This window comes from Acidovorax sp. KKS102, from assembly GCF_000302535.1.
Lineage (GTDB): Bacteria > Pseudomonadota > Gammaproteobacteria > Burkholderiales > Burkholderiaceae_C > Acidovorax.
The window spans coordinates 534654-558546 of the sequence record NC_018708.1 but is presented as its reverse complement, the minus strand read 5'-3'; the positions used below and the strand labels follow the sequence as shown (position 1 = coordinate 558546).

The following is a 23893-nucleotide window of genomic DNA, read 5'->3' as shown; positions in this document are numbered from 1 at the left end:
GGCTCCAGCTTAGGTTGCATCACGATGCCCCGCCATGCCAAATCCGCCGCAGTTCCTGCCAAGGCCGCTGCCCACGCCCCTTGCCGCGAAGTGGTCCTGCTGGCCTTTGAAGGGGTGGAGGCCATCGACATTGCGGCACCCGCCAGTGCATTCAGCAAGGCCACCCTCGCTGTGCCGGGGGCCTACCGGGTTCACATGGCTTCACCACGTGGAGGCGCCGTGCGCACCAGTGCGGGATTTGCGGTGGCCGACACCGTCCCCATGCAGGCCATGGGCGGTTCGATCGACACACTGATCGTGGCGGGTGGTGAGGAGGACGCCCTGCGCCGCGCGATCTACGAGGACGGCGCGGGGGCGTGGCTGGCCCAGGCTGCGCAGCGGTCACGGCGGGTGGCCAGCGTCTGCACGGGCGCCTTTGCGCTGGCCGCTGCAGGGCTGCTGGAAGGGTGCAAGGCGACGACCCACATCAATGCCTGCGATCTGCTCGCCCAGTTATGCCCTGGCACACAGGTACAGCGTGACCGAATTTTTGTGCGCGACGGCGCGCTCTGGACGTCGGCTGGTGTAACCACAGGGCTGGACATGGCCCTGGCCCTGATCGAAGAAGACCTGGGCCGCGCCGTGGCCATGCAGATCGCCCGGGATCTGGCGGTGTTCACGCTGCGCACAGACACCACACCGCAGCTGAGCCCGGCACTGCTGGCGCAGACCGATGCATCGGTCCGCATGCGCGAGCTGATGGCCTGGATTCAGGGGCATCTGACCCAGGATCTGTCGGTAGATGCCTTGGCCCAGCGTGCACACATGAGCCCCCGCAACTTCGCTCGTGCGTTTGCGGCGCAGGCCCATTGCACGCCTGCCCGCTTCGTGGCCCAGGTGCGTGCGCAGCACGCTGCGGCGCTGCTGCGCCAGACCGACTGGCCTCAGGAGAAGATCGCAGCGCGCAGCGGTTTCGGCTCTGTGGATACCATGATCCGTGCGATGCAGCAGCACCTGGGGCTGGAGCCAGCGCAATGCCGTCCTGCGAACAAGCCGACCTGAGCGCTAGCCGCACGCGCTCAGAAACCGAAGCGGACGTTCCCCCCCGTTGAGGGTGCGCGTTCAATGCACCAAGGCCGCCTCGGGAACGAGGGCCAGCCGCTCCAACCCGGCCATGTAGTAGCGAAGCGGCTGGGTGGCGAGCCCCGGCACCTTGGCATGATCGTCATACCGGCGCAGGCGGATGGCCTCCTGTGCAAAGGGCTGCGCCGCAAACTGCATCGCCTCTTTGGGCGTGAAGGGCCCGCCCTGCAGCACCAGGCTGTGCTGCGATGCGGGTGACAGCGTCTCCCAGTACCCCGGCTCCATGGTGCACAGGTAGCGCTTGGCATCCACATGCAGGCGGATGGGCTCCAGCACCGCGTCGGGCAGCAGGCCCCGCAGGAACGGGAGGGACATGTACTGGTGCAGGTCGTCCTGCTCGGCCGTGTCGCCCCCGGGTGCCAGCAGGTGGCCCAGGTCGTGCAGCAAAGCCGCTGCGACCGTCGCGGGGGTCTCGCCCGACTTTTCGGCCCACTGCGCGCACTGCAAGGCATGCTCCAGCTGGCTGACCGCCTCGCGGCCATATTGATTCACGCCCCGGGTGGCGAGCAGGTGGGCAATGTCTTCCAGGCTCAATGCCATTGTCTTTCCTTGTCAGACCAACGCTTTACGAATACGCGCAGAGACCAGGTCAATCACGCTCACCGTCACCACGATGATGAGCATCACCGCGCAGGTCTCGGCGTACTGAAAGCCGCGAATGATTTCCCACAGCACCACGCCAATGCCGCCTGCGCCGACCATGCCCACGACCGAGGCCGAACGCACGTTGGCTTCAAAGCGGTACAGCGTGTACGAGATCCACAGCGGCATCACCTGCGGGATCACGCCGTAGATGATCTCGTGCAGCGCGCTCGCGCCGGTGGAGCGGATGCCCTCCACGGGCTGCGGGTCAATCGCCTCCACGGCTTCAGAAAACAGCTTGGCCAGTGTGCCCGAGGTGTGGATCCACAGCGCCAGCACGCCCGCAAACGGCCCCAGGCCCACGGCCACCACGAACAGCATGGCAAACACCATTTCGTTGATGGCGCGGCACGCGTCGAGTACGCGGCGCACCGGCTGGTACACCCACCAGGGCACGATGTTGGACGAGGCCAGCAGCGCCAGCGGCACGGCGGTGATCACGGCGAGTGCCGTGCCCCACAGCGCGATCTGCAGCGTGACCAGCATCTCCTGCACATAGATTTGCCACTGCGCAAAATTGGGAGGAAAGAACTCCGCTGCGTAGCTGACCATGTTGCCCGAGTCGTTCCACAGGGCCAGCGGGCGCATGTCGGCACCTTGCCAGGACGCGGCCAGCAACACCAGCAGGATGCCCCACGACAGATACCTGGCCAGGCTGCGCTTGGGCGACGTGGTGCTGGCCAGCGTGGCCAGAGATGGATTCAATGTTGAGGACATGGGGACACCCGGGCCAGAACAACCAAGCGGCGGATTACTTGAGCGACGCCAGCTGCTGGTCGATCTCGGCCAGGCGGGTCTTCTTGTCGGCATCGGCCAAGGTGGCGTCGGCCTCGATCTTGTTGCGCTTGCCGAACAGGTCGAGCTGACGGATGGGCGTGAGCTGGGCGTTGGTCGAGGGCTTGAAGCCCGACAGCTTGGAGATCTTCATCACGATCTCCTTCTCACGCGCATCGGTCTTGGCGTAGTTGTAGAAGAAGTTGCGGATCTTGGTCTTGGTGGCCTCGGGCAGGTCCTTGCGCATCACCAGCGGGTCCAGCGGAATCAGGGGCGAGGTCCAGACGATCTTGATGTCCTTGAACTTCTCGGGCTGGCGTTCCTTGATCTTTTCCAGGTTTTCGCTGTTGTTGGTGGCCACATCCACCTGCTTGTTGGCCACGGCCAGCGCGTTGGTCTCGTGGTTGGCGCTGCGCGTGATCTTGAAGTGCGTCTTCGCGTCGATCTTGTTCTGCGCAAACGCGTAGTAGCCGGGCACCAGGAAGCCCGAGGTGGAGTTGGGGTCGCCATTGCCAAAGCTCAGCGCCTTGCCGTTCTTGAGCACGTCGTCCAGGCTGGCCAGGGGGCTGTCCTTGTGCACGATGAGGTGCGAGTAGTAGCCCTGGGTGCCGTCGGCATTCACCATTTGTGCAAAGACTTCGCCGTTGGCGCGGTCCACGGCTTCCATGGCCGACTTGTTGCCCAGCCAGGCCACCTGCATCTTGTTGAAGCGCATGGCTTCGATCAGGCCCGCGTAGTCGGACGCAAAGAAGGCGTTGATCTTCAGGCCCGTCTGCTTGGCCATGTCGTCCAGCAGCGGCTGCCAGTCGGCCTTGAGGTTTTGCGTGGCCTCGGTCGAGATCATGCCGAAGTTGATGTCCTGGGCCAGCGCGCCCGTGGTCAATCCCAGCCCGAGTGTCAGGGCAGCACACAGTTTCTTGAACATGTTGAAAGCTCCAGAGAAAGGAAATGAAGGGAACCGAATCACCGATCAAGCGGCCTGCACCATGGCGGGCGACCACTGCGGCGCGGGCATGGGGGCATGCGCAGGTGCAGGGTGGGCGCTGGATGCATCCGAGAGGATTTCGTCGGCCTGCACGCCATACAGGCCCCGCAGCAATGCGGGCGTGAGTGCGGCTGACGGGCCGTCGTACACCACCTGTCCATGGTGCAAGGCCACCACGCGCGGGCAATACTTGATGGCCACATCCACTTGGTGCAACGACACGATGACGGTGCAACGGTCTTCGCGGTTGATGCGTGCCAGGATGTCCATGACCTTGCGGGAGGATTCGGGGTCGAGCGAGGCGATGGGTTCGTCGGCCAGCACCACCTTGGCGCCCTGCACCAGCGTGCGGGCAATGGCCGCCCGCTGCTGTTGCCCGCCTGACAGGGTGGATGCGCGCTGCGCATGGCACTCGGCAATGCCCACGCGGTGCAACGCTTCGAGCGCCAGCGCGCGCTCCTGCGGCTTGAACATGCGCAGCCAGCCGCGCCACCAGGGCGTGCGGTGCAGCAGGCCCACCAGCACGTTCATCAGCACGGGCAAGCGGTCCACCAGGTTGAACTGCTGAAACACAAAGCCCACCTGCGAACGCACCTTGCGGATGTCACTGTGAATGCGCCCCGCCTGCTGCACGCAGCGGCCATCCACCTCGATCAGCGAATCGCTGGACGCATCGGCCACCACCAGGCCCGCCACATGACGCAGCAGGGTGGACTTTCCCGAGCCCGAGGCACCAATCAGCGCCACCATCTCGCCGCGCTGTACGGTGAGATTGATGTCGCGCAGGGCGTGTTTGCCGTTGGCGAAATGCTTGTTCAGTTGGTGGATGTGCAGTGCGGCAGTCATGGCAGCCTCCTTAGGGGGTTAATTCCGTTTCCAAATCATTCGTGTCTAGGCGCGAAGCCGCAGACAGTGCTGTAGCACGGCAAGGCGAAGCAACAACGACACGGATGATTTGGAAACGGAATAAGTCGTCTAGACAACCGGAGTGTGGTGGTCGGGCGTGACAGTGCTTTGACAGTTGGGAGAAGTTTGGATGTCAGGAAAGACTTGCACGCGCTCTACAGCACCCGCTGCCCTTCACGCCACACCCCACGCACCACGGCCTGGCGACCGCCATCGGGCAGCTCGGCCATGTGCACCTGCACCAGGTCGGCGCGCAGGCCGGGCGCCAGCGCGCCCCGGTCCAGCATGCCCGCCGCCTTGGCAGGGTTGTGGGTGACGGTGGCCACAGCCTGTGGCAAGGGCAGGATGTCGTCCTGCACCAGCCGCATCACCGCGCTCAGCAGACTGCCGGGCACATAGTCGGACGAGAGGATGTCCAAGAGACCCCTGCGCGCCAGGTCGGCCGCCGCCACGTTGCCCGAATGCGAACCACCGCGCACCACGTTGGGCCCGCCCATCACGGTGAGCAAGCCACATTCGTGCGCGGCCTGGGCTGCGGCCAGTGTGGTCGGGAACTCCGACATCGCGGCCCCTTCGGCATGGGCCTGCTCCACATGGGCCACCGTGGTGTCGTCGTGGCTGGCCAGCGAGATGCCGTGCGTGCGGCAGTAATCCACAAAGTACGCACGGTGTGGCTCGGCGTACTGCGCCTGCAGCGTGGCAGCGTGCGCCACCTGGCGCTCGAATTTCTCGGCGCTCCAGCCCTTCTTGCCGGTGTAGTAGGTGCGCGCCTGCTCGATGTTCTCCCACTGGCGCTGACCTGGGGTGTGGTCCATCAGTGAGATCAACGACAGGCGCGGGTGCCCGTGAAACGGCTCGAACAGGTCGATGGTATTGGGTGCGGGCAGCTCGCAGCGCACATGCAGGTGGTGGTCGGCCCTCAGCAGGTTGCGCTCGGTGCAGGTGTCGATGGTGTCGAGCACGCGATTCCAGGCGCTGCCGCGCAAGCTGTCCACATCGGCCTCACCCACGCCCAGCGCGTCCAGAACCGTGGTGATGCCTGCGGCCGCAATCTCGGCGTCGTGCGCCAGCAGCGCGGGCATCTCGGCCCATTGCACCTTGGGGCGCGGCATGAGGTGGCGCTCGAAGTTGTCGGTGTGAATTTCCACCAGGCCCGGAAGCAGGTAGTCGCCGCCCAGGTCAATGCCCTGCAACGCCGATGTGCCACCGCCGTCCACCGACGCGATGCGCCCAGCATCCACCTGCAGGCTGCCCAACACCACTTCGCCCGGCAGCACCATGCGGGCGTTTTTGAACACGGTCGCGGTCATGCCGATACCCCCCGGAAGTCACCCACATTCACGCGGCGCGTGGCCACAGCGGCACCCACCTGCGCGTCGTGAAAAATGCCCACCAGGGCCGCGCCGCGCGCCACGGCTTCGCGGATCATGGCAATCACGGTCTCGGTGTTGGCCGCGTCGAGCGATGCAGTCGGCTCGTCCAGCAACAACAGCGGCTTGGGCTTGATCATGTTGCGGGCGATGTTGATGCGCTGCTGCTCGCCACCGGAGAACGTGGCGGGCGGCAGGTGCCACAGCCGCTCGGGAATGCGCAGGCGGGTCAGCCACCGGCGCGCTTCCTGGCGCGCGGCCTCGATGCCCGCAGGGTCGTCGCCCGCGTCTTCGGCCAGCGGCTCGGCCACCACATCCAGGGCCGACACACGCGGGATGACCCGCAGGAACTGGCTCACATAGCCCACGGTGTCGCGGCGCAGCTGCACCAGCGCACGCGGCGTGGCCTGCGTCACGTCCACCACGGTGCCATCGGCCGACCGCACGGTGATGCGGCCGGCATTGGCCCGGTAGTTGGCGTAGATCATCTTGAGCAGCGTGCTCTTGCCCATGCCCGAGGGGCCGTCAAGCACCACGCACTCGCCCGGCTGCACGGCCAGGTCCACCTGGGCGAGCACGGGCAGTTCGATGCCGTTCTGGTGGTGCAGGGTGAAGCGCTTGGCCACCCCTTGCATCTGGAGGATGGGCGCAATGGAAGGAGGCTGGTTCATGGCTGCAGTACCGAAGAAACGAGGAGCTGGGTGTAGGGGTGTTGCGGGTCGTCGAGCACCTGGTCGGTCAGGCCCGCCTCGACCACACGGCCGCGCTGCATGACCACCATGCGGTGCGCCAGCAGGCGCGCCACGGCCAGGTCGTGCGTGACCACAATGGCCGCCAGCTGCATCTGCCGCGTGAGCTGGCGCAGCAGGTCCAGCAGGCGCGCTTGCACCGACACATCGAGGCCCGAGGTGGGCTCATCCATGAACACCAGGCGGGGCTGCGTGACGAGGTTGCGCGCAATCTGCAGGCGCTGGCGCATGCCGCCCGAAAACGTGCGCGGTGCGTCGTCGATGCGCGCCCCGTCGATCTCCACGCGCTGCAGCCACTCCATGGCCGTGGCGCGCAGGCGGCCGTAGTGGCGCTCGCCCAGGCCCATGAGGCGCTCGCCCACATTGGCACCGGCGGACACATCCATGCGCAGTCCGTCCGCAGCGTTCTGGTGCACAAAGCCCCAGTCGGTGCGGGCCAGCAGACGCTGCTGCGCTTCGGTCATGGCATAGATGTCCTGCAGCTCGCCACTGCGCTGTCGGAACTGCACCGTGCCTTCGTCCGGGGCGCTGCGCGCGGCAATGGCGTTGAGCAGCGTGGACTTGCCGGAGCCCGACTCGCCCACCACGGCCAGCACCTCGCCGGGCCACAGGTCAAAGGATGCGCCTTGCAGCGCCACGCGGTCGCCATAGCGCTTGCTGACGTTCCGCACGCTCAGCAGCGGCGCAGAAGGTTCGGGGTGATTCATGTGAGGGTCTCGACAACAAAGCTCAGGCCATGCTGCGCAAAGCCCAGGGATTCATAGAAGGCATGCGCGTCCTTGCGGCGGGCGTTGGACGAGAGCGCAAGCTTGTAGCAGCCCGCCTCACGCGCCTGCTGCACGGCGTGGGCCATCATCTGGCGGCCAATGCCACGGCCCTGCTGGTCCTGTGCCACCACCACGTCTTCGACGATGGCCGAGGGCGCGCCCCGGTGCGCCAGGTTGTGCATGACGAGCAGCGCATAGGTGCCCACCACCGCGCCGTGCTGCGCGGGGTCGCAGGCCACCCACAGGCGGTAGCTGGGGTAGCGCGCAAACTGCGCCCACACGGCCTGTGCCTCTTCCAGCGTCAGCACGTCGGCGGAGCTGTCTTCAATGGCGGCATACAGCGCCAGCACGCTCTCCAGGTCGGCCTGCCGGGCTTCGCGAATGTGCACGGGGCTCATGCGGCGCCGCCTTGTTCCACCGCCGATTCGGCCTGCTGCACCCGCTCTGCCTGGCGCTCCTGGCAGTAGTCCGAGTCGGAACACACATGCATGCGGCCACCCTGGTCGTCGGTGATGACCTCGTCCAGAAAGCTGTCGGTGGCGCCGCACAGCGCGCACGCGGCGTCCCAGCGCTGCACTTCAAAGGGGTGGTCCTCAAACCCCAGACTCTCCACCGGCGTGTAGGGCGGCACGGCGTAGATGCGTTTCTCGCGGCCCGCGCCAAACAGCTGCAGCGCGGGGTTCATGTGCATCTTGGGGTTGTCGAACTTGGGGATGGGCGATGGCGCCATCACGTACCGGCCGTTGACCAGCACCGGGTAGTCGTACGTGGTGGCGATACGGCCGTAGCGCGCAATGTCTTCGTAGAGCTTGACGTGCATGAGCCCGTACTCGGCCAGGCCGTGCAGGGTGCGCGTTTCGGTCTCGCGCGGCTCCAGGCGCTGCATGGGCTCGGGCACGGGCACCTGGTAGACGATGACCTGGCCTTCGGCCAGCGGCGTCTCGGGGATGCGGTGGCGCGTCTGGATCAGCGTGGCCTCCCGCGTGCGGGTGGTGGTGGCCACGGCTGTGGTGCGCTCGAAGAAGCGGCGGATGTTGACCGCGTTGACCGTGTCGTCCGAACCCTGGTCGATGACCTTGAGGCAGTCCTGCGGGCCGATGATGGACGCGGTGACCTGGATGCCGCCCGTGCCCCAGCCATAGGGCAGCGGCATCTCGCGCGAGCCAAAAGGCACCTGGTAGCCGGGGATGGCCACGGCCTTGAGGATGGCGCGGCGGATCATGCGCTTGGTGCGCTCGTCCAGGTAGGCAAAGTTGAAGTGGCCGTCCACCGGCGCGGCGTCGGCGGGCAGGCCCATCACAGCGGATTCCATGGGCGCGTTCATGCGGCGTCCTCATCGATAGGGGTTGAGGGTTGGGCGGCAGCGGCGCGCATCTTGCGCACCAGCTCCAGTTCGGACTGAAAGTCCACGTAGTGCGGCAGCTTCAAGTGCTGCACGAAGCCCGAGGCCTCCAGGCTGTCGCTGTGGCCCAGCACAAACTCCTGCATCTGCGCGGGGGACTCGACGGGCTCGCCCAGCTCGTCGGCACGCAGGGCGCGGTCCACCAGGCTCATGGCCATGGCCTTGCGCTCGCTGTGGCCGAACGCCAGGCCGTAGCCACGCGTGAACTGCGGCGGCTGGCTCTTGCTGCCGGCAAACTGGTTCACCATCTCGCACTCAGTGATCTCGATGTCGCCGATGTCGATGGCAAAGCCCAGCTCTTCCGGCACGATCTCCACCGCCACCGTGCCCAGGCGCACCTCGCCCACAAACGGGTGCGAGTGTGAGTAGCCGCGCTGCGTGGAGTACGCCATGGCAAGCAGGAAGCCCTCGTCGCCGCGCGCCAGGTTTTGCAGGCGCGTGGCCCGGTTGGCGGGGAAGCGCAGCGGCTCGCGGGTCAGATCGGTGGGCGCGGGGTCGCCTGGGGGGACGGGGCGGGTTTCGATCAAGCCTTCCTGGTTGAGCAGATCCACCACACGCGGCGTGGGGCCGGGTGGCACCGCAGCAGCCACAGCGGCAGGTGGCGTCACCGTACCTTCGGCCAGCAGCTTGAAGTCCAGCAGTCGCTGCGTGTAGTCGTACGTGGGGCCCAACACCTGCCCGCCGGGCAGGTCCTTGAAGGTGGCGGAGATGCGCCGGTCCAGCGCCATGCGGCTGGTGTCCAGCGGGCAGGTGGTGCCCAGGCGCGGCAGCGTGGCTCGGTAGGCGCGCAGCAAAAAGATGGCTTCCACCAGGTCGCCCGCCGCTTGCTTGATGGCCAGCGCGGCGAGTTCGGGGTCGTAGACCGAACCCTCGGTCATGACGCGGTCCACCGCCAGCTTGAGCTGCTGGCGGATCTGCGGCACCGAGAGTTCGGGCTGTGCTACATCGCCCCGGCGCTGGCGCGCCAGCAGCTGGTAGCTGTTGAGAATGGCGGCTTCTCCGCCTTTGACGGCTACGTACATACTCAAGCCTCCTGAAGAGCAGTGGCACCGCGCGTTGCCCGCGTGGTGCGTGGCAGACCCACGATGTGGTCTGCAGTGGCCAGCAACAAGTCCACCCCGCGCGGAAACATTGCCTGGTTGGCCGCCCACTGGGTCTCGAAGTCGTCGGGCAAGCCGCCCAACTGCAAGGCCGCCACCTCCTGGATGCCGGGGCCGCGCAAGTACCAAGCACCTTCGGAATCTGTCGTGGTGGCCCTGGCGCGCAGGACATCGACCACGCACGTCGCGGACTGGTCGGGGTAGATGTCGGTACCCAGTTCGAGACTGTCGAGGGGCGGTACCACGTCGCCTTGCGCCACCCACACAAAGCGAGCCTGAGCCGCCTCGCTCACCAAGGTGCAGCCCGTGTGAAAGCGCAGCCACGCACCCGCATCGCTGGCGGCCAGGCGCGGCGAAAGCCACAGCGTGCAGTCACTGTCGAGCAGCGCCAGCAGCACGGCCGCCGATGCGGCATGCCCCACGGCGGGAGTCTGCGCGTCGTGTTCCACGGCCACCGTGCGTCCGGGGTGCGACAGCGCCTGCAACACGGCCCGAAACACCGCCTGGCTACCAAAGGCTTCGTTCGAGAATCCGGCACCCAGAGATGCCAAAGGGGTCACTGGGTTCTTGCTCATTCGGTGTCCTCGTCGTTGTCGGTACCGCTCTCGCGCGCCACGGTGAAAAAGTCCACCTTGGTGCTGGCGGCCCGCGCCTGGCGCTCGGCCTGGGTGGTGCGCAGGTGGGTGCGGATGGGTTCGAGCAGTTGTGCGTCCAGCACCGGTTGCTGAACAGGGTCTTGCAGCAGCGCATCGGCCAGGGCCGCGAGTTGCACCTGGCGGTGCGATCGGCCCAGCACGTAGGCCACGCCCACAGTGGCCTCGGCAGCGTCCGATGCGTCGGCCACGCGCAGCGCGCAGCGGGTGACGGTGACCTCGCCCAGGTTGAAGCGCTCACCGGTGCCGCCAGCGCGGCCCTGGACCATCATCAAGCCGGTCTCGGGCGCACGCAGCCAGCGCGCGGGGCGCGTGGCATGCTCATGCAAGGCAGATTCGAGCAGCCCCAGCGGCGCCCGGGCCAGCAGCGCCATCCACTGCGCGCGGCCCAGGGGGCGGCCCGGCCCCGGGTTGTCAAAGGCTTGAAACATGGAAGTGGTACCCTGAAAGTTGTATAGACAAATTGAACAACTGGCGCCAGCTTAAAGAGCGCGCATGTAGGTTTCATGACAGCCAGCACCACTTCTCTCCCGCCTCCTTTGCAGGCCCCAAATGCACCCCCACTGCGCCCTGCGCGCGACAGTTTCTGGACGCGGATTGCCGCTGAGCTGGCCGAGGCCATCGGCAGCGGCGTCTACCCGCCCGGCCAGCGCCTGCCTTCGGAACACGCGCTGGCCGAGCAGTTCGGCGTGAACCGGCACACCATCCGCCGCTCGCTCGCCAGCCTGTGCAGCCAGGGGCTGGTGCGCATCACGCAGGGCAGCGGCACCTATGTGGAAGACTTTGCGGTGGACCTGGTGCTGGGCAAGCGAACGCGCCATCAGCAGGGCCTGGCGCAGGCGGGACTGCGCGGCAGCCTGGTGGTGCTGCAGGCCCAGACCACGCGCGCCACGGTGGCGCTGGCCAAGGCGTTGCAGGTGCCCGCGCGCAGCCCGCTGCTGGCGCTGCGCGTGCGGGGCGACGCCGAGGGCCAGCCCCTGCACATCAGCGAGCGCTACTTTCCCCTGCCGCGCTTCGAGAACCTGGCGGCCGTGGTGCGCGAGACAGGCTCCATCACCGCAGGCTTCACCGCCCATGGCGTGGCCGACTACACGCGCCGCGAAAGCCGCATCACCGCCGAGCTGCCCAGCCCCGAAGTGGCCGCCCAGCTGCGCCAGCCCACGTCACGCCCCGTGCTGCAGGTGGAGAGCCTGAACGTGGACCTGGCAGGCACACCCATCGAATGGGCCCGTGCCTGGTTTGCGGGCGACCGCGTGAAACTGACGATTGACCACAATGAACACGCCTGACATGCCACCCACCCACCACCGCTATGCGGTCTATTTCGCACCCAACCCGGGCAGCCTGGGCTGGCTGGCCGGCAGCCACTGGCTGGGACGCTGCGCTGCGTTGCTGCAGCCGCTGCAGCAGCTCGCCATCGACGGCGTGGCGGCCGACACGCTGCACCGCCTGACCGCAGCACCCCGCCGCTACGGCTGGCACGCCACGCTCAAGGCACCGTTTGCGCTGGCGCCCGGCACCGACTGGATCACGCTGCACCAGGCCGTGCAGGAGGTGGCGCGCGGGCTGCAACCCTTTGTGCTGCCGCCGCTGCAGGTGCAGCGCATCGACGACTTTCTGGCGCTGGTGCCCCCGGCGTTGCACCCCGCCAATGCGCAGATCCAGGAAACCGCTGCCACCTGCGTGACCGCGCTGCAGCCCTTGGCCGCGCCCCTGTCCGACGCCGACCTGGCCCGGCGCCGTGCAGCGGTGCTCACCGCCCGGCAAGACGCGCTGCTGCAGCAATGGGGCTACCCGTTTGTGCTGGACGAGTTCCGATTCCACATGTCGCTCACCGGCAGCCTGGCGCAGGTAGACGCACCCACGCAGTCGCTGGTGTTCGAAGCCGCGCAGGAGTTCTTCTCCGACCTGCCCATCCTCAAATTCAACAGCCTCGCCTTGTTCGCAGAGCCCACGCCGGGCGCGGACTTTGTGTTGCTGGACCACCTGGAGATGGGCGCATGACCACCGGTCGGCTGGTCTACTGCATGGGCCCATCGGGAGCGGGCAAGGACAGCCTTCTGGACTGGCTACGCACGCACCTGCCCCAGCCTTGCCCCGTGCACTGGGCGCAGCGCACCATCAGCCGTGCCGCGACATCCGGAGGTGAAGCGCACGACAGCGTTTCGCCCCAAGCGTTTGCAGCGCTGTGCAGCGAGCACGCCTTTGCCCTGCACTGGCATGCCAACGGCCTGGATTACGGCGTGCGGCATGCGCAACTGGCGCCGCTGGTGCAGGGCCACTGGGTGCTGCTCAATGGTTCGCGCGCCTACCTGCCCGAGGCCCTGGCGCGGTTCCCGGACCTGGTGGCCGTACACATCACCGCCAGCCCCCAAGTGCTACGCGAGCGCCTGCTGTCGCGCGGCCGCGAGACGCGCGAAGAGGTGGAGGCCCGGGTGCAGCGCGCGCTGGCCTATACCCCGCCCCCCGGAGCCGCCAGCCTGGAGGTGCACAACGACGGCGCGCTGGGCGATGCGGGCCAGCGGCTGCTGAACGCGCTGGAGCATTTGCCAGGCTGGCCCCGGCGCAGTGGCAAACTTTCGCCCATCGCTCCCCTACTTTCCAGCACGCCATGACCACCATCACGATCTATCACAACCCGAAGTGCGGCACGTCCCGCAACACCCTCGCCATGATCCGCAACAGCGGCGTGGAGCCCGAGGTCATTGAATACCTGAAAACCCCGCCCGACCGCGCAACACTGGTGGCGCTGATTGCGGCGACCGGCGAGCCGGTGATCAACGCTGTGCGCACCAAGGAAGCGGTCTTCACCGAGCTGCAGCTGGACGCACCGGGCGTCACCGACGCCCAGCTCATCGACGCGATGCTGCAGCACCCCATCCTCATCAACCGCCCCATCGTGGTCACGCCCCTGGGCACGCGGCTGTGCCGCCCGTCCGAGAAGGTGCTGGACATCCTGCCCGCGCTACAAAAAGGTGCCTTCACCAAGGAGGATGGCGAGGTCGTCATCAACGCGCAGGGCCAGCGTGTCTGAGACCACGTCGCGCGCGCCCACCATGGCCCACCGCGCGGCATGAGCGCCGCCTCGCAACGCTGGACCGTGGCGCGCCTGGGCACGGCCCAGACCCTGGCCTGGGCCTCGTCCTACTACCTGCCCGCCATGCTGGCCGCGCCCATGGCGCACGACCTGGGTGTGGCCACACCCACCGTGTTCGCGGCGTTTTCGGTGGCGCTCATCGTGTCGGCGCTGCTCGGGCCTTTCGCGGGCCGGGCCATTGACCGCCACGGCGGCCGCCCGGTGCTGGTGGGCACCAACCTATTGTTTGCAGTTGCCCTGGTGGGCATGGCGCTGGCGCAAGGCCCGGTGGGTCTGTTTGCCGCCTGGGTGTTGATGGGTGTGGCCATGGGCTCGGGCCTGTACGAGGCAGCGTTTGCCACGCTGGTGCGGCTGTACGGCCAGGGCGCACGCGGCGCGATCACCGGCATCACGCTGATTGCGGGGTTTGCGAGCACCGTGGGGTGGCCGCTGTCGGCCTGGATGGAGACGCAGTGGGGCTGGCGGGGCGCCTGCGCGGGCTGGGCGGCGTTGCACCTGCTGGTGGGCGTGCCGCTCAACGGCTGGCTGCCACGCGCCGACACTGCAAAGAAACCGCCCCCACCTTCGGCGGATGAGCCTGTGGCGGCAGCCTCGGAACCGGCTGAACCCTCCCCGTCCACTGCCGCCCACCCGCTGCGCACCACTGTGCTGCTGTCCTTTGTATTTGCCGTCACCTGGTTCACCAGCACCGCCATGGCGGCCCACCTGCCGCGCCTGCTGCAGGCCAGCGGTACGTCGCTGCAAGCGGCTGTGGCCATGGCCGCGCTGGTAGGCCCGGCCCAGGTGGCGGCGCGCCTGCTGGAGTTTGGCTTGCTGCGCCGCCTGCACCCGCTGCTGTCGGCCCAGCTGGCCGCCGCTGCACACCCCGTGGGCGCGGGCCTGCTAATGGTGCTGGGCGGGCCTGCGGCGGCGGTGTTCACCCTGCTGCATGGCGCGGGCAACGGCATCCTGACCATTGCCAAGGGCACGCTGCCGCTGGTGCTGTTTGGCCCCGCAGGCTACGGCGCGCGCCAGGGCCTGATGATGGTGCCCGCCCGTGTGGCGCAGGCGTTTGCACCGGTGCTGTTCGGCATGGCGCTGGACCGTGCTGGCGCCTCCGCTCTATGGCTCACCACACTATTGGGACTGGCTGCATTGGCAGCGCTGTGGCTGCTGCGGCCTGTGGCGCGGGCCTGAACGAGCTATCGCTCCGTCGATCCATCAGTCAGCCGCGGGGCACCACAAACGCCTTGCGCGCCGCGAGCGCTGCGGGACGCGAATGGCAGCCCTCCAGGTGATCGTTGACCAGCCCCATGGCCTGCATGAAGGCGTACACCGTGGTCGGGCCTACAAAACTCCAGCCACGCTTCTTCAGGTCCTTGGACATGGCAACCGACGCGGGCGACGTGGACAGGGTGCGCGCCACTTCGCGCGTGAGCCGCTCGGGCCGGTCGGTGGCGGCGGGCTCGTAGCGCCAGGCGTAGTGCGCCAGCGAGCCGAACTCGCGCCGCAGCTCCAGCACCCGGCGCGCGTTGTTGATGGTGGACTCGATCTTGCCCCGGTGGCGCACGATGGCCGCGTCCTGCACCAGGCGCTCAACCTCGGCCGGGCCGAAGGCCGCGACCTGCTCGGCGTCGAAGTTGGCGAACGCGGCGCGAAAGCCCTCGCGCTTGTTCAGGATGGTGAGCCAGCTCAGGCCCGACTGAAAACCCTCCAGGCAGATCTTCTCGAACAGCCGGCGGTCGTCCGCCACCGGGAAGCCCCACTCGGTGTCGTGGTAGTGGCGGTACAGCGGCGTGGCCTGGCACCAGGAGCAACGCGGGCAACCGGCTTCGTCAGCAAACAGGCCGTCGGCCAGTGCGGGTGGGCGAACAGGGTCTTGAGCAGTCGGAGGGATCATGCGCGGCATTCTAGAAACCACCACAGCCAGGCTGCTGACAGGGCGGAGACAAAGGGCCCGATCTGCCCATAAACTGCACTGCATGCGTGAGCCACTTTCCCGCCTGCGGGTCACTTTCAGCCTGATGTTTTGCCTGGTGCTGGGCGGCTGCGCCAGCACCACCGGCCCCTCCAACGCTTGGGGCTACTACTGGCAATCGCTGCGCGGGCACATGCAGATCATGCATGCCGCAGAACCCATTGACGACTGGGTGGCGCGCAAAGACATCTCGCCCGCCCTGCGCGAGCGGCTGCAGCTGGCGCAACGTGCGCGGGCCTTTGCGGTCACCGAACTCGGCCTGCCCGACAACGCCAGCTACCGCCGCTATGCCGACCTGAAGCGCTCCGCCGCCGTGTGGAACGTGGTGGCTGCACCGCCCTATTCGCTGACGCTGCACACCTGGTGCTTCCCGGTCACAGGCTGCATCGGCTACCGGGGTTACTTCACCGAGGCCGCAGCTCAGGCCGAAGCCGCTGAGCTGGCCGCGCAGGGCCTGGAGGTGGAGGTGTACGGCGTCCCCGCGTACTCCACGCTGGGCTACATGAACTGGGCGGGCGGCGACCCGCTGCTGTCCACCTTCATCGCCTGGCCCGAGGGCGACTTTGTGCGCCTGCTGTTCCACGAGCTGGCGCACCAGGTGGTCTACGCCCAAAACGACACCTTGTTCAACGAGTCCTTTGCCACGGCGGTGGAGCGCCTCGGCGTGGCGCAGTGGCTGGCCACGCAATCCACCCCCGCCGCGCGCGAAGCCTATGCCACCAGCGAGGCGCGGCGCAGCGCCTTCCGCGCGCTCACCCGGGCCACACGCACCCGCCTGGCGGCCATTTACGAGCAAAAAGAGCTTCAAGCGCTAGAGGATCATGCGCTGAATGCTATGAAAACAGAAGCAATGAAGGCTTTCCGAAACGACTATGCCGCGCTGCGCGCACGCTGGCTGGACGCGCCCGGCGGCACGCCGCCCCGGGCCACAACCGCCCAGGTGGCCGGCTACGACCGCTGGGTGGCCCAGGCCAACAACGCCAGCTTTGCGGCCCAGGCCGCCTACGACGAACTGGTGCCCGCGTTCGAGGCCTTGTTTGAACGCGAGGGCCGCAGCTGGCCCCGGTTTTATGATGCCGTACGACAACTGACGCAGCAGCCCCGGCCCGAGCGGCACGAGGCCCTGCGCGCCCTTTTACCTGACCCGCAACACCTCAAGGAGACAGCCGGTGCCTGACATTCATATCCACCGCGAACACCATCTGGGTTTCAAGGAAGCCCGCAAGGTCGCCTTCTCCTGGGCCGAGAAGGCCGAAGAAAAATTCGATATGGAATGCACCTACGAAGAGGGCGAGAAGGAAGACCTGCTCACCTTCACCCGCACTGGCGTCAAAGGCACGCTGCTGGTGGATGCCCATCAGTTCGAGATGAAGGCCCAGCTGGGCTTTTTGCTGGGCGCCTTCAAGGACCGCATCGAGGCCGAGATTGGCGAACAGCTGGATGCGCTGCTCAATGCACCGCACCCCAGTGCCAAGAAGCCAGCGGCCGACAAGAAGAAAGCGGCGACAGACACGGATGCCGGCAAGCCAGCCCTCAAGGCAGCCGCCAAGCCTGCCGCCAAGGCCAAGAAGGCCTAGCCGCAGGGGCCCCGCCATGACATCCACCGCGAACGAGGCCAACAACGCCCACAGCCCGGCATTTGACACCCTCTCCACGCTGCTGCACACCCGCTACAGCTGCCGCGCCTTTCTGCCCGAGCCGCTCCCGCGCAGCACCATCGAAGCCATCCTGGCCGCCGCGCAGCGCACGGCCTCGTGGTGCAACGCGCAGCCCTGGCAACTCACCATTGCCAGCGGCGCTGCGCTGGCGCGTCTGCGCAGCGCCCTGCAATCCCACATGCTCGCCGCGGCACCCCAGCCCGACCTGCCCTGGCCGCGCGAGTACCGGGGCGTGTACCAGGAGCGGCGGCGCGAATGTGGCTGGGGCCTGTACGAAGCCCTGGGCATTGCCAAGGGCGACCGCGAAGCTTCGGCGCGCCAGGCGGCGCAGAACTTCACCATGTTTGGTGCGCCGCATGTGGCCATCGTCACCAGCGACGAGGCCCTGGGCGTGTACGGCGCGGTGGACTGCGGTGCGTATGTGAGCAACTTCATGCTGGCCGCGCACAGCCTGGGCGTGGGCTCCATCGCGCAGGCCGCGCTGGCCTCCTACCCTGGCGTGCTGCGTGACGTGCTGGGCATTGGCGAGGACCGCAGCATTGTCTGCGGCATTTCGTTCGGCATGGCAGACCCAGCCCAGCCGGCCAACCATTTCCGCACCACCCGCGCCGACCCGGCCAGCAGCGTGGTGTGGAAGGACTGAGACGCCGAGAGGCGGGACCTGACGGGCGTCAGGCCACAACGCGCAGCAGGGGACTGCGTGTATGCAGCAACCCAAACAGGTTCTTGGGATCTGACAGCTGGGGGATGAGTTCGATGGGCTGACCCATGCCCAGCTCGGCCGCCGCGTCGCGCAAGAAGCGCAGCGCAGAAAAGTCCTCCAGCGCAAAGCCTACCGAGTCGAACACCGTCACCGCCGCATCGCTGGCGCGCCCGCCATGCTGGCCCGCCAACACTTGCCACAGCTCGGTCACTGCAAAGTCAGGCGGCAGTTGCTGGATGTCGCCTTCGATGCGCGTTTGCGGCGCGTATTCCACAAACACCTGGGCCTGGCGCAGCACGTCGGCATGCATCTCGGTCTTGCCGGGGCAGTCGCCGCCCACGGCGTTGATGTGCATGCCGGGGGCCAGCATGCCGGGCGTGAGGATGGTGGCGTTGGTTTTGTCGGCCGTCACCGTGGTCACGATGTCGGCGCCGCGCACGGCCTCGGCCGTGCTGGTGCAGGCCACGGGGCGCAGGCCCACCGTGCCTTGCAGGTTGGCCTGCAGCTTGGCCGTTGCAGCCGGATCGGTGTCGAATAAACGCAGGGAGTCGATACCCAGCAGATGGTGAAAGGCCAGCGCCTGGAACTCGCTCTGTGCACCGTTGCCAATCAGCGCCATGGTGCGGGCACCGGGGCGGGCCAAGGCCCGTGCGGCCACGGCCGACATGGCGGCGGTGCGCAGCGCGGTGGTGAGGGTGAGTTCGCTCAACAGCAGCGGCGCGCCCGTGGACACATCGGCCAGCACGCCAAACGCCATCACCGTGGACAGGCCCCAGCGCGTGTTCTTGGGGTGGCCGTTGACGTACTTGAATGCATAGGTCTGCCCATCTGCAATGGGCATGAGTTCGATCACGCCGTCGCGCGAGTGGCTGGCTACCCGTGCGGATTTGTCGAAGGCGCCCCAGCGCAAGAAGTCATCATGGATGTAGTCGGAGATGCCGCGCAGGCAGGCCTCGATGCCCTTGCGCTGCACCAGCGCGATCACATCAGGGGCGCTGAGGTACAGGGTGGAAAAGTGCTGGGGGGTAGCCATGGTGTGGGTCTCCGGGTGCCGATGTATGCGTCTGCAGCCAGTGTCCCGAAGCGCAAAAACAATGGGAATCGCCCAAACTGCCGCCTATTGCAGGGCGGTTTGCCGGTATGCCAGCCAAAATTGCCACTTTGCTCAAAAGCCCAGGGCTGCGTTTGGCGCAGCCCACGCGCTATCCTCTGCCGCTTGATTTGCCCCGCACCATGACGTCCCCAGAAATCCTCATCAGCGAAGTCGGCCCGCGCGACGGCCTGCAGTCCGTCCAGGCCACCATGCCCACCACCCACAAGCTGCGCTGGATCGACGCGCTGGTGGCGGCGGGCCTGCGGGAGATCGAGGTCGGCTCCTTCGTGCCCGCCCGCTTGCTGCCCCAGATGGCCGATGTGGCCGAGGTGGTGCGCCATACGCTCACCCACCCTGGCATCACCGTGATGGCGCTGGCGCCCAACCTGCGTGGGGCCGAGGCCGCGCTGGCGGCCGGGGTGCACAAGGTCACGCTGCCGGTGTCGGCCAGCGCCGCCCATTCGCTGGCCAATGTGCGCAAGACGCGCGAGGCCATGGTCGAAGAGGTGCGCGCCGTGGCACAGCTGCGCGACGCGCAGGCGCCTGGCATGCTGGTGGAGGTGGGGCTGTCTACCGCCTTTGGTTGCACGCTGCAGGGCGCAGTGCCCGAGGACGATGTGATCTGGCTCGCCGGCCTGTGTGCCGAGGCGGGTGCCGACGAGGTGGGCTTGTCGGACACCACCGGCATGGCCAACCCGGCCCAGGTGCGCCGCCTGTTCACGCGTTTGCGCGCCGAGCTGGGTGCCAAGGCCGGGGCGGCCCACATGCACAACACCCGAGGCCTGGGCCTGGCCAACTGCCTGGCGGCCTACGACGTGGGGGTGCGCACCTTTGATGCGTCGCTGGGCGGGCTGGGCGGCTGCCCCTATGCACCGGGCGCGTCGGGCAATGTGGTGACCGAAGACCTGGTGTTCATGTTTGAGGCCATGGGCATCACCACGGGGGTGGACCTGGAGCGCCTGATGGCCGCCCGCGCGCCGCTGCAGGCGGGGCTGCCGAGCGAGCCCATTTACGGCATGACGCCGGAGGCGGGGCTGCCCAAGGGGTGGACCAAGGCATAGCCCCGGGGCAACCAAAGAAAAAGGCGACCTCGGTCGCCTTTTTCTTTGGGGTACTGCCGTATCAGCTCAGCGAGGTGATCAGGTCCACATACTGCTGCTTGGCGTCGTCGGCGCCGGTGCCCTTGAGCTTTTCCCAGGCGTCCCACTTGGCGCGGCCCACCATGTCGGAGAAGCTGGGCTTCTTCTCGGTGTTGTCGCCGGCGGTGGCTTGCTTGTACAGCGCATAGATCTTGAGCAGCGTGGCGTTGTCGGGACGCTCGCTCAGGTTCTTGGAATTGGCCACAGCGGCTTCGAAGGTGGCGTTCAGGTCGGCCATGTCGGTGCTCCTTGGGTTTGTATGGGGGAGGGAAAGAACGGTGTCGGCAAGGGATTGCTGCGTTGTATCTTACGGGCTGAGCATGGCCTGGGGCCGCTCAATCCATAGAGGCAAGCCCCCAAAAATCAAACAATAGGTGTACATCTGATGGTGACCCGCATTCCTGCCCCCCGCAAAGCCGCACCCGGCCACAGCACAAGCCCCCTGCGCACCCTGCGCGACCAAGGGCCTGAGGTGGCGCGCAAGGCGGCCCAGGCCCTGCCCCCCGCCGCTCGCAAAGCCGCCACCGTGGTGCAGAAGAACGTGCGCCGCGCGGCCACCGGCATGCTGGGCCTGTCGGGCGAGCGCATGAGCAAGGTCGATACCGCCTGGCTGCGCATGGACTCGCACAGCAACCTGATGATGATCAACGGCGTGTGGACCCTGTCGCCCGGCATCACCTGGGAGGCGCTCTGCGAACGCGTGCAGCAGCGCTTGCTGCAGTACCCGCGCTTTCGCCAGCGGGTGGTGGAAGATGCGGCAGGCGCAACCTGGGTGGAGGACCGCAACTTCGACATTGCCGCCCACGTACTGCGCGAGAAGCTGCCCCACCGCAAAGGCCACAGCATGCAGCGTGCGCTGCAAGACCGCGTGGGCGAACTGGCCATGCAGCCGCTCGATACCCGCCGCCCGCTGTGGCAGATGCACCTGATCGAAGACTTTGTGGGCGACGACGGCACCCAAGGCAGCGCGCTCATCGTGCGCATCCACCACTGCATTGCCGACGGCATTGCCCTCATCTCGGTGACCATGTCGCTGGTGGATGGCGGCTCGGAGCCCCCCAAGCGCAAGGCGCGAACGGGCAAGGAAGCCGCCACCGCCGAGGACTGGATTGCGGATGCCCTGATCAAGCCCTTCACTGGCCTCACCGTGAAGGCGCTGGACTTGGCAGGCGACAGCGCGGCCAAGTCGTTGCAAATGCTGGGCGATCCGGAGAAGGCCATGCAGCATGGGCTCTCGGGCACGGCCGACATGGCCCGCGTGGCCTACCAGCTCGTCAGCGATGCGGCAGCGCTGGCGTTGATGCCAGACGACTCCCCCACCCGCCTCAAGGGCCAACCCGGCAGCGCCAAGCGCGTGGCCTGGTGCCCACCGATCCCGCTCGAAGAAGTCAAGGCCATCGGCAAGGCACTGAACTGCTCCATCAACGATGTGCTGCTGTCGTGCGTGGCGGGCGCCATCGGCGGCTACCTGCGCAGCCAGGGCGATGACCCCACGGGCCAGGAGATCCGCGCCATGATCCCGGTGAACCTGCGCCCCATGGAGGAGGCCTGGAAGCTGGGCAACCGCTTTGGCTTGGTGCCCCTGGTGCTGCCGATTGGCGTGGCCAACCCCATCGAGCGCGTGTACGAAGTGCGCAAGCGCATGAATGCGCTCAAGGGCAGCACCCAGCCCATCCTGGCGTTCGCCATGCTGGCGGTGGCGGGGCTGATGATCAAGCCCGCGCAGGACGCACTGCTCAACCTGTTTGGCCGCAAGACCACGGCCGTGATGACCAACGTGCCCGGCCCCAAGGAGCAGCTCACGCTGTGCGGCGCACGTGTCACGCAGTGCATGTTCTGGGTGCCGCAGTCGGGTGACATCGGCCTGGGGGTCTCCATCCTCAGCTACGGCGGCGGCGTACAGTTTGGCGTGATCACCGACACCACGCTGTGCCCCGAGCCGCAGCAGATCATTGATGCCTTTGCGCCCGAGTTCGACCAGCTGTCGCTGCTCACGCTGATGCTACCCTGGGGCGAATGATGCACAAACACCCACCCTCGTCGCTACTGCGCGCTTCAGTCACCGCACTGGCACTGTATGGACCAGCCTGTGCCCAGGCTGCGGTGCAGGAGGAGCATGCCGAGCGCAAATACGCCGTTCATGCAGAACCGAACCAGTCGCTGCGCCACGCGCTGAACGCGGCCACTCCTATCCTGGTCAATGGCAAGCGGTTTCACGGGTACACGCGCTGGTATGTGCGCTGGCAGTTCCAGTGGGCCCCCGACCCGCAGGGCCGCTGCCGTATCACGCAGGTGAAAACGCGACTGACCACCGAGGTGCAGCTACCCGACCTGCGCCGTGGCACCGAGGCACAGCAAGCCCGTTTCGACCGGTATCTGCCGGCCCTGTCACAACACGAGCAGGGCCATGTACAGGTGGGCCGCGACGCCGCGCAGGCCATTGACCGTGCCATAGCCGACATGCCCGCCGCCAGCGACTGCGCCACGCTGGAGCGCAACGCCAACACCCTGGGCCAGGCCCTGCTGCAGGAGCATATCGAGCGCGAAAAGCAATTCGACGTCACCACCGGCCACGGTGCGACACAGGGCGCGCGGCTGGACGACTGACCTGGCTTCGCACACTACCCCCTCGTTCCATTGCTATTATTTGTATAGCTATATAACTTTATAAAACCTGGACTTCAGGCCATTTTGGCCGGCGGTTTCAACAACGAAGTGCACGTTGCCAAAAGGTAGGCCCAGACAAGTAAGTGAAGATGACTTGTGTGACCTGCCAGTCAACCCAAGTGCACCATGAACTACACCCATCTGAGCCAAAGCGAACGTTACCAAATCCAATGCCTGCGCGACGTGGGGCTGTCGATCACACAGACAGCCCTGCGCCTGGGGCGCCACCGCAGCACCATTGCCCGCGAGATCCGGCGCAACAGCGACGCCAGCACAGCCTACCAAGCCCACAACGCCCATCAACAGGCTCTCTCGCGCCAAAGCGGCCAGACCAACGCTCAGCGCTTTGACGGTGCCCAGTGGGAGCTGGTGCTGTCGTATCTGCAGCTGGACCTGTCGCCTCAGCAGGCAGCCGCCCGCCTGGGGCTGGAAAGGCGCCTGCGCATCAGCCACACCTGCATCTACAACCGGCTGCGCCGCATGGGACAAGCTGCACCGCGCCTGCGTTGCGGCCATTGCCGGCGCAAGGCACACAGGGTGCGGGGCAACTGCGCGATCGCGTGGGTATCGCACAGCGCCCCGCCATCGTGGACAAGCGAGCGCGCCTGGGGGATTGGGAGGGCGACACCATCGTCTCGGGTGCGGGTGGGCTGGCAGGGCTGGTGACCCTGACCGAGCGGCGCTCGCGCTACACACTGGCGCAGCGTGTGCAGCGGCGCCAGGCCGAGCCGGTGGGCCAGGCCATCATCGAAATGCTCAGGCCCCATCCCAAGCGCCGCCACACCCTGACGCTGGACAACGGCAAGGAGTTCGCCGAGCACAGGTGGGTGCACAGACGCCTGAAGACGAAGGTGTACTTTGCTGACCCGCACAGCCCCTGGCAGCGAGGACTCAACGAGAACCACAATGGGCTGCTACGCCACTACTTCCCCAAGGGCAGCGATCTGGGCAAGGCCAGCGAGCAAGAGGTGCTCCAAGCCGTGTACCGGCTCAACCACCGACCCCGCAGATGCTTGGGCTGGAAGACTCCGCATGAGGTGTTCCACGGCTACAAAGTGACCCCACTTACACTGGGGACTGGTGCACTTCGTTGTTGAAACCGCCGCCTG

General features: G+C 67.1%; 29 protein-coding genes. 14 read left to right on the top strand and 15 right to left on the bottom strand.

All coding sequences use genetic code 11. From position 1 onward, the window contains the following. The first annotated feature begins 24 nt into the window (after positions 1-24). Positions 25-1041, top strand: coding sequence for a GlxA family transcriptional regulator (locus C380_RS02595; RefSeq protein ID WP_015012333.1), 1017 nt, complete (start codon positions 25-27; stop codon positions 1039-1041). Positions 1042-1101: 60 nt separating this feature from the next. Here C380_RS02595 and C380_RS02590 read toward each other — a convergent pair whose 3' ends face one another. From C380_RS02590 to phnG, 12 genes are all read right to left on the bottom strand, one after another. Further along, positions 1102-1662 carry a phosphonate degradation HD-domain oxygenase gene (locus C380_RS02590; protein ID WP_015012332.1) on the bottom strand — a complete coding sequence of 187 codons (561 nt, stop codon included), beginning with the start codon at positions 1660-1662 and terminating at the stop codon, positions 1102-1104. A gap of 12 nt (positions 1663-1674) precedes the next feature. Beyond that, positions 1675-2481 carry a phosphonate ABC transporter, permease protein PhnE gene (phnE, locus tag C380_RS02585; RefSeq protein ID WP_043565088.1) on the bottom strand — a complete coding sequence of 269 codons (807 nt, stop codon included), beginning with the start codon at positions 2479-2481 and terminating at the stop codon, positions 1675-1677. 34 nt (positions 2482-2515) lie between these two features. After that, positions 2516-3463: a phosphonate ABC transporter substrate-binding protein gene (phnD, locus tag C380_RS02580; protein WP_015012330.1), complete on the bottom strand. Its 948-nt coding sequence runs from the start codon at positions 3461-3463 to the stop codon at positions 2516-2518. Positions 3464-3508: 45 nt separating this feature from the next. Next, a complete protein-coding gene (phnC, locus tag C380_RS02575) occupies positions 3509-4369 on the bottom strand; it encodes a phosphonate ABC transporter ATP-binding protein (RefSeq protein WP_015012329.1) in 861 nt (286 codons plus the stop codon). A gap of 215 nt (positions 4370-4584) precedes the next feature. Continuing rightward, entirely contained in the window at positions 4585-5739 is a 1155-nt protein-coding gene (locus C380_RS02570) for an alpha-D-ribose 1-methylphosphonate 5-triphosphate diphosphatase (RefSeq protein ID WP_015012328.1), read from the bottom strand. Continuing rightward, the gene (gene phnL / locus C380_RS02565) at positions 5736-6470 is read right to left on the bottom strand and encodes a phosphonate C-P lyase system protein PhnL (protein ID WP_015012327.1); all 735 of its coding nucleotides are present in this window, start codon (positions 6468-6470) and stop codon (positions 5736-5738) included. The genes C380_RS02570 and phnL overlap by 4 nt, the downstream gene beginning before the upstream one ends. Beyond that, positions 6467-7255: a phosphonate C-P lyase system protein PhnK gene (gene phnK / locus C380_RS02560; protein WP_015012326.1), complete on the bottom strand. Its 789-nt coding sequence runs from the start codon at positions 7253-7255 to the stop codon at positions 6467-6469. The genes phnL and phnK overlap by 4 nt, the downstream gene beginning before the upstream one ends. Then, a complete protein-coding gene (locus C380_RS02555; RefSeq protein ID WP_015012325.1) occupies positions 7252-7713 on the bottom strand; it encodes a GNAT family N-acetyltransferase in 462 nt (153 codons plus the stop codon). Before C380_RS02555 ends, phnK begins: the two co-directional genes overlap by 4 nt. Further along, on the bottom strand, positions 7710-8639 hold the full coding sequence (locus tag C380_RS02550) for an alpha-D-ribose 1-methylphosphonate 5-phosphate C-P-lyase PhnJ (RefSeq protein ID WP_015012324.1): 930 nt from the start codon (positions 8637-8639) through the stop codon (positions 7710-7712). Before C380_RS02550 ends, C380_RS02555 begins: the two co-directional genes overlap by 4 nt. Continuing rightward, entirely contained in the window at positions 8636-9739 is a 1104-nt protein-coding gene (locus C380_RS02545) for a carbon-phosphorus lyase complex subunit PhnI (protein ID WP_015012323.1), read from the bottom strand. The genes C380_RS02550 and C380_RS02545 overlap by 4 nt, the downstream gene beginning before the upstream one ends. A 2-nt stretch (positions 9740-9741) precedes the next feature. Next, positions 9742-10392: a phosphonate C-P lyase system protein PhnH gene (gene phnH / locus C380_RS02540; protein ID WP_015012322.1), complete on the bottom strand. Its 651-nt coding sequence runs from the start codon at positions 10390-10392 to the stop codon at positions 9742-9744. Next, positions 10389-10901, bottom strand: a complete 513-nt coding sequence (gene phnG / locus C380_RS02535; RefSeq protein WP_015012321.1) for a phosphonate C-P lyase system protein PhnG — start codon at positions 10899-10901, stop codon at positions 10389-10391. The genes phnH and phnG overlap by 4 nt, the downstream gene beginning before the upstream one ends. A gap of 75 nt (positions 10902-10976) precedes the next feature. Here phnG and phnF point away from each other — a divergent pair, with 75 nt between their 5' ends. From phnF to C380_RS02510, 5 genes are read left to right on the top strand one after another with little or no spacing between them, the layout of a single operon-like run. Beyond that, positions 10977-11759: a phosphonate metabolism transcriptional regulator PhnF gene (gene phnF, locus C380_RS02530; protein ID WP_015012320.1), complete on the top strand. Its 783-nt coding sequence runs from the start codon at positions 10977-10979 to the stop codon at positions 11757-11759. Then, complete coding sequence (locus tag C380_RS02525; RefSeq protein ID WP_043565086.1) at positions 11746-12474, top strand: DUF1045 domain-containing protein; 729 nt, start codon at positions 11746-11748, stop codon at positions 12472-12474. Before phnF ends, C380_RS02525 begins: the two co-directional genes overlap by 14 nt. Then, positions 12471-13085, top strand: coding sequence for a phosphonate metabolism protein/1,5-bisphosphokinase (PRPP-forming) PhnN (phnN, locus tag C380_RS02520; RefSeq protein ID WP_015012318.1), 615 nt, complete (start codon positions 12471-12473; stop codon positions 13083-13085). The genes C380_RS02525 and phnN overlap by 4 nt, the downstream gene beginning before the upstream one ends. After that, positions 13082-13504 carry an arsenate reductase (glutaredoxin) gene (arsC, locus tag C380_RS02515; RefSeq protein WP_015012317.1) on the top strand — a complete coding sequence of 141 codons (423 nt, stop codon included), beginning with the start codon at positions 13082-13084 and terminating at the stop codon, positions 13502-13504. The genes phnN and arsC overlap by 4 nt, the downstream gene beginning before the upstream one ends. A 39-nt stretch (positions 13505-13543) precedes the next feature. Further along, positions 13544-14743 carry an MFS transporter gene (locus tag C380_RS02510; protein WP_015012316.1) on the top strand — a complete coding sequence of 400 codons (1200 nt, stop codon included), beginning with the start codon at positions 13544-13546 and terminating at the stop codon, positions 14741-14743. A 28-nt stretch (positions 14744-14771) separates the two neighbouring features. Here C380_RS02510 and C380_RS02505 read toward each other — a convergent pair whose 3' ends face one another. After that, positions 14772-15446, bottom strand: a complete 675-nt coding sequence (locus C380_RS02505) for a DNA-3-methyladenine glycosylase I (protein ID WP_015012315.1) — start codon at positions 15444-15446, stop codon at positions 14772-14774. A gap of 82 nt (positions 15447-15528) precedes the next feature. On the opposite strand from C380_RS02505, the gene C380_RS02500 reads away from it, so the two are divergent. Genes C380_RS02500 through C380_RS02490 form a run of 3 tightly spaced genes read left to right on the top strand, consistent with a single transcriptional unit; the run spans position 15529 to position 17825 of the window. After that, positions 15529-16701: an aminopeptidase gene (locus C380_RS02500; protein WP_015012314.1), complete on the top strand. Its 1173-nt coding sequence runs from the start codon at positions 15529-15531 to the stop codon at positions 16699-16701. Continuing rightward, positions 16694-17101: a polyhydroxyalkanoic acid system family protein gene (locus C380_RS02495; protein WP_015012313.1), complete on the top strand. Its 408-nt coding sequence runs from the start codon at positions 16694-16696 to the stop codon at positions 17099-17101. The genes C380_RS02500 and C380_RS02495 overlap by 8 nt, the downstream gene beginning before the upstream one ends. A gap of 16 nt (positions 17102-17117) precedes the next feature. Further along, positions 17118-17825: a nitroreductase gene (locus C380_RS02490; protein WP_015012312.1), complete on the top strand. Its 708-nt coding sequence runs from the start codon at positions 17118-17120 to the stop codon at positions 17823-17825. A 28-nt stretch (positions 17826-17853) separates the two neighbouring features. Here C380_RS02490 and C380_RS02485 read toward each other — a convergent pair whose 3' ends face one another. Then, on the bottom strand, positions 17854-18918 hold the full coding sequence (locus C380_RS02485) for an ornithine cyclodeaminase (protein WP_015012311.1): 1065 nt from the start codon (positions 18916-18918) through the stop codon (positions 17854-17856). Between the two features lie 200 nt (positions 18919-19118). On the opposite strand from C380_RS02485, the gene C380_RS02480 reads away from it, so the two are divergent. Beyond that, complete coding sequence (locus tag C380_RS02480; RefSeq protein ID WP_043565951.1) at positions 19119-20039, top strand: hydroxymethylglutaryl-CoA lyase; 921 nt, start codon at positions 19119-19121, stop codon at positions 20037-20039. 61 nt (positions 20040-20100) lie between these two features. On the opposite strand, the gene C380_RS02475 is transcribed toward C380_RS02480, so the two are convergent. After that, entirely contained in the window at positions 20101-20355 is a 255-nt protein-coding gene (locus C380_RS02475) for an acyl-CoA-binding protein (protein WP_015012309.1), read from the bottom strand. A 147-nt stretch (positions 20356-20502) separates the two neighbouring features. Between C380_RS02475 and C380_RS02470 the strand changes: the two genes are divergently transcribed. The 4 genes from C380_RS02470 to C380_RS25760 all read left to right on the top strand — a co-directional run bounded on the left by C380_RS02470 (position 20503) and on the right by C380_RS25760 (position 23881). Further along, on the top strand, positions 20503-22137 hold the full coding sequence (locus C380_RS02470; protein ID WP_015012308.1) for a wax ester/triacylglycerol synthase family O-acyltransferase: 1635 nt from the start codon (positions 20503-20505) through the stop codon (positions 22135-22137). Further along, positions 22134-22724, top strand: a complete 591-nt coding sequence (locus C380_RS02465; protein WP_238544066.1) for a DUF922 domain-containing Zn-dependent protease — start codon at positions 22134-22136, stop codon at positions 22722-22724. Before C380_RS02470 ends, C380_RS02465 begins: the two co-directional genes overlap by 4 nt. A 186-nt stretch (positions 22725-22910) precedes the next feature. Next, positions 22911-23450, top strand: coding sequence for a helix-turn-helix domain-containing protein (locus C380_RS25765; protein WP_015011973.1), 540 nt, complete (start codon positions 22911-22913; stop codon positions 23448-23450). Next, positions 23345-23881 carry an IS30 family transposase gene (locus C380_RS25760; protein ID WP_015012306.1) on the top strand — a complete coding sequence of 179 codons (537 nt, stop codon included), beginning with the start codon at positions 23345-23347 and terminating at the stop codon, positions 23879-23881. The genes C380_RS25765 and C380_RS25760 overlap by 106 nt, the downstream gene beginning before the upstream one ends. Positions 23882-23893: the final 12 nt, after the last annotated feature.

Coding starts and splice junctions, on each gene's coding strand:
- phnK (WP_015012326.1), bottom strand. CDS start 7,255: ATGAATCACCCCGAACCTTCTGCGCCGCTGCTGAGCGTGCGGAACGTC.
- C380_RS02595 (WP_015012333.1), top strand. CDS start 25: ATGCCCCGCCATGCCAAATCCGCCGCAGTTCCTGCCAAGGCCGCTGCC.
- C380_RS02590 (WP_015012332.1), bottom strand. CDS start 1,662: ATGGCATTGAGCCTGGAAGACATTGCCCACCTGCTCGCCACCCGGGGC.
- phnD (WP_015012330.1), bottom strand. CDS start 3,463: ATGTTCAAGAAACTGTGTGCTGCCCTGACACTCGGGCTGGGATTGACC.
- phnF (WP_015012320.1), top strand. CDS start 10,977: ATGACAGCCAGCACCACTTCTCTCCCGCCTCCTTTGCAGGCCCCAAAT.
- C380_RS02485 (WP_015012311.1), bottom strand. CDS start 18,918: ATGGCTACCCCCCAGCACTTTTCCACCCTGTACCTCAGCGCCCCTGAT.
- phnH (WP_015012322.1), bottom strand. CDS start 10,392: ATGAGCAAGAACCCAGTGACCCCTTTGGCATCTCTGGGTGCCGGATTC.
- C380_RS02470 (WP_015012308.1), top strand. CDS start 20,503: ATGGTGACCCGCATTCCTGCCCCCCGCAAAGCCGCACCCGGCCACAGC.
- C380_RS02570 (WP_015012328.1), bottom strand. CDS start 5,739: ATGACCGCGACCGTGTTCAAAAACGCCCGCATGGTGCTGCCGGGCGAA.
- phnC (WP_015012329.1), bottom strand. CDS start 4,369: ATGACTGCCGCACTGCACATCCACCAACTGAACAAGCATTTCGCCAAC.
- phnN (WP_015012318.1), top strand. CDS start 12,471: ATGACCACCGGTCGGCTGGTCTACTGCATGGGCCCATCGGGAGCGGGC.
- C380_RS02510 (WP_015012316.1), top strand. CDS start 13,544: ATGAGCGCCGCCTCGCAACGCTGGACCGTGGCGCGCCTGGGCACGGCC.
- C380_RS02480 (WP_043565951.1), top strand. CDS start 19,119: ATGACGTCCCCAGAAATCCTCATCAGCGAAGTCGGCCCGCGCGACGGC.
- phnL (WP_015012327.1), bottom strand. CDS start 6,470: ATGAACCAGCCTCCTTCCATTGCGCCCATCCTCCAGATGCAAGGGGTG.
- C380_RS25765 (WP_015011973.1), top strand. CDS start 22,911: ATGAACTACACCCATCTGAGCCAAAGCGAACGTTACCAAATCCAATGC.
- C380_RS02555 (WP_015012325.1), bottom strand. CDS start 7,713: ATGAGCCCCGTGCACATTCGCGAAGCCCGGCAGGCCGACCTGGAGAGC.
- C380_RS02550 (WP_015012324.1), bottom strand. CDS start 8,639: ATGAACGCGCCCATGGAATCCGCTGTGATGGGCCTGCCCGCCGACGCC.
- arsC (WP_015012317.1), top strand. CDS start 13,082: ATGACCACCATCACGATCTATCACAACCCGAAGTGCGGCACGTCCCGC.
- C380_RS02490 (WP_015012312.1), top strand. CDS start 17,118: ATGACATCCACCGCGAACGAGGCCAACAACGCCCACAGCCCGGCATTT.
- C380_RS02475 (WP_015012309.1), bottom strand. CDS start 20,355: ATGGCCGACCTGAACGCCACCTTCGAAGCCGCTGTGGCCAATTCCAAG.
- C380_RS02500 (WP_015012314.1), top strand. CDS start 15,529: ATGCGTGAGCCACTTTCCCGCCTGCGGGTCACTTTCAGCCTGATGTTT.
- C380_RS02465 (WP_238544066.1), top strand. CDS start 22,134: ATGATGCACAAACACCCACCCTCGTCGCTACTGCGCGCTTCAGTCACC.
- phnE (WP_043565088.1), bottom strand. CDS start 2,481: ATGTCCTCAACATTGAATCCATCTCTGGCCACGCTGGCCAGCACCACG.
- C380_RS02525 (WP_043565086.1), top strand. CDS start 11,746: ATGAACACGCCTGACATGCCACCCACCCACCACCGCTATGCGGTCTAT.
- C380_RS02545 (WP_015012323.1), bottom strand. CDS start 9,739: ATGTACGTAGCCGTCAAAGGCGGAGAAGCCGCCATTCTCAACAGCTAC.
- phnG (WP_015012321.1), bottom strand. CDS start 10,901: ATGTTTCAAGCCTTTGACAACCCGGGGCCGGGCCGCCCCCTGGGCCGC.
- C380_RS02505 (WP_015012315.1), bottom strand. CDS start 15,446: ATGATCCCTCCGACTGCTCAAGACCCTGTTCGCCCACCCGCACTGGCC.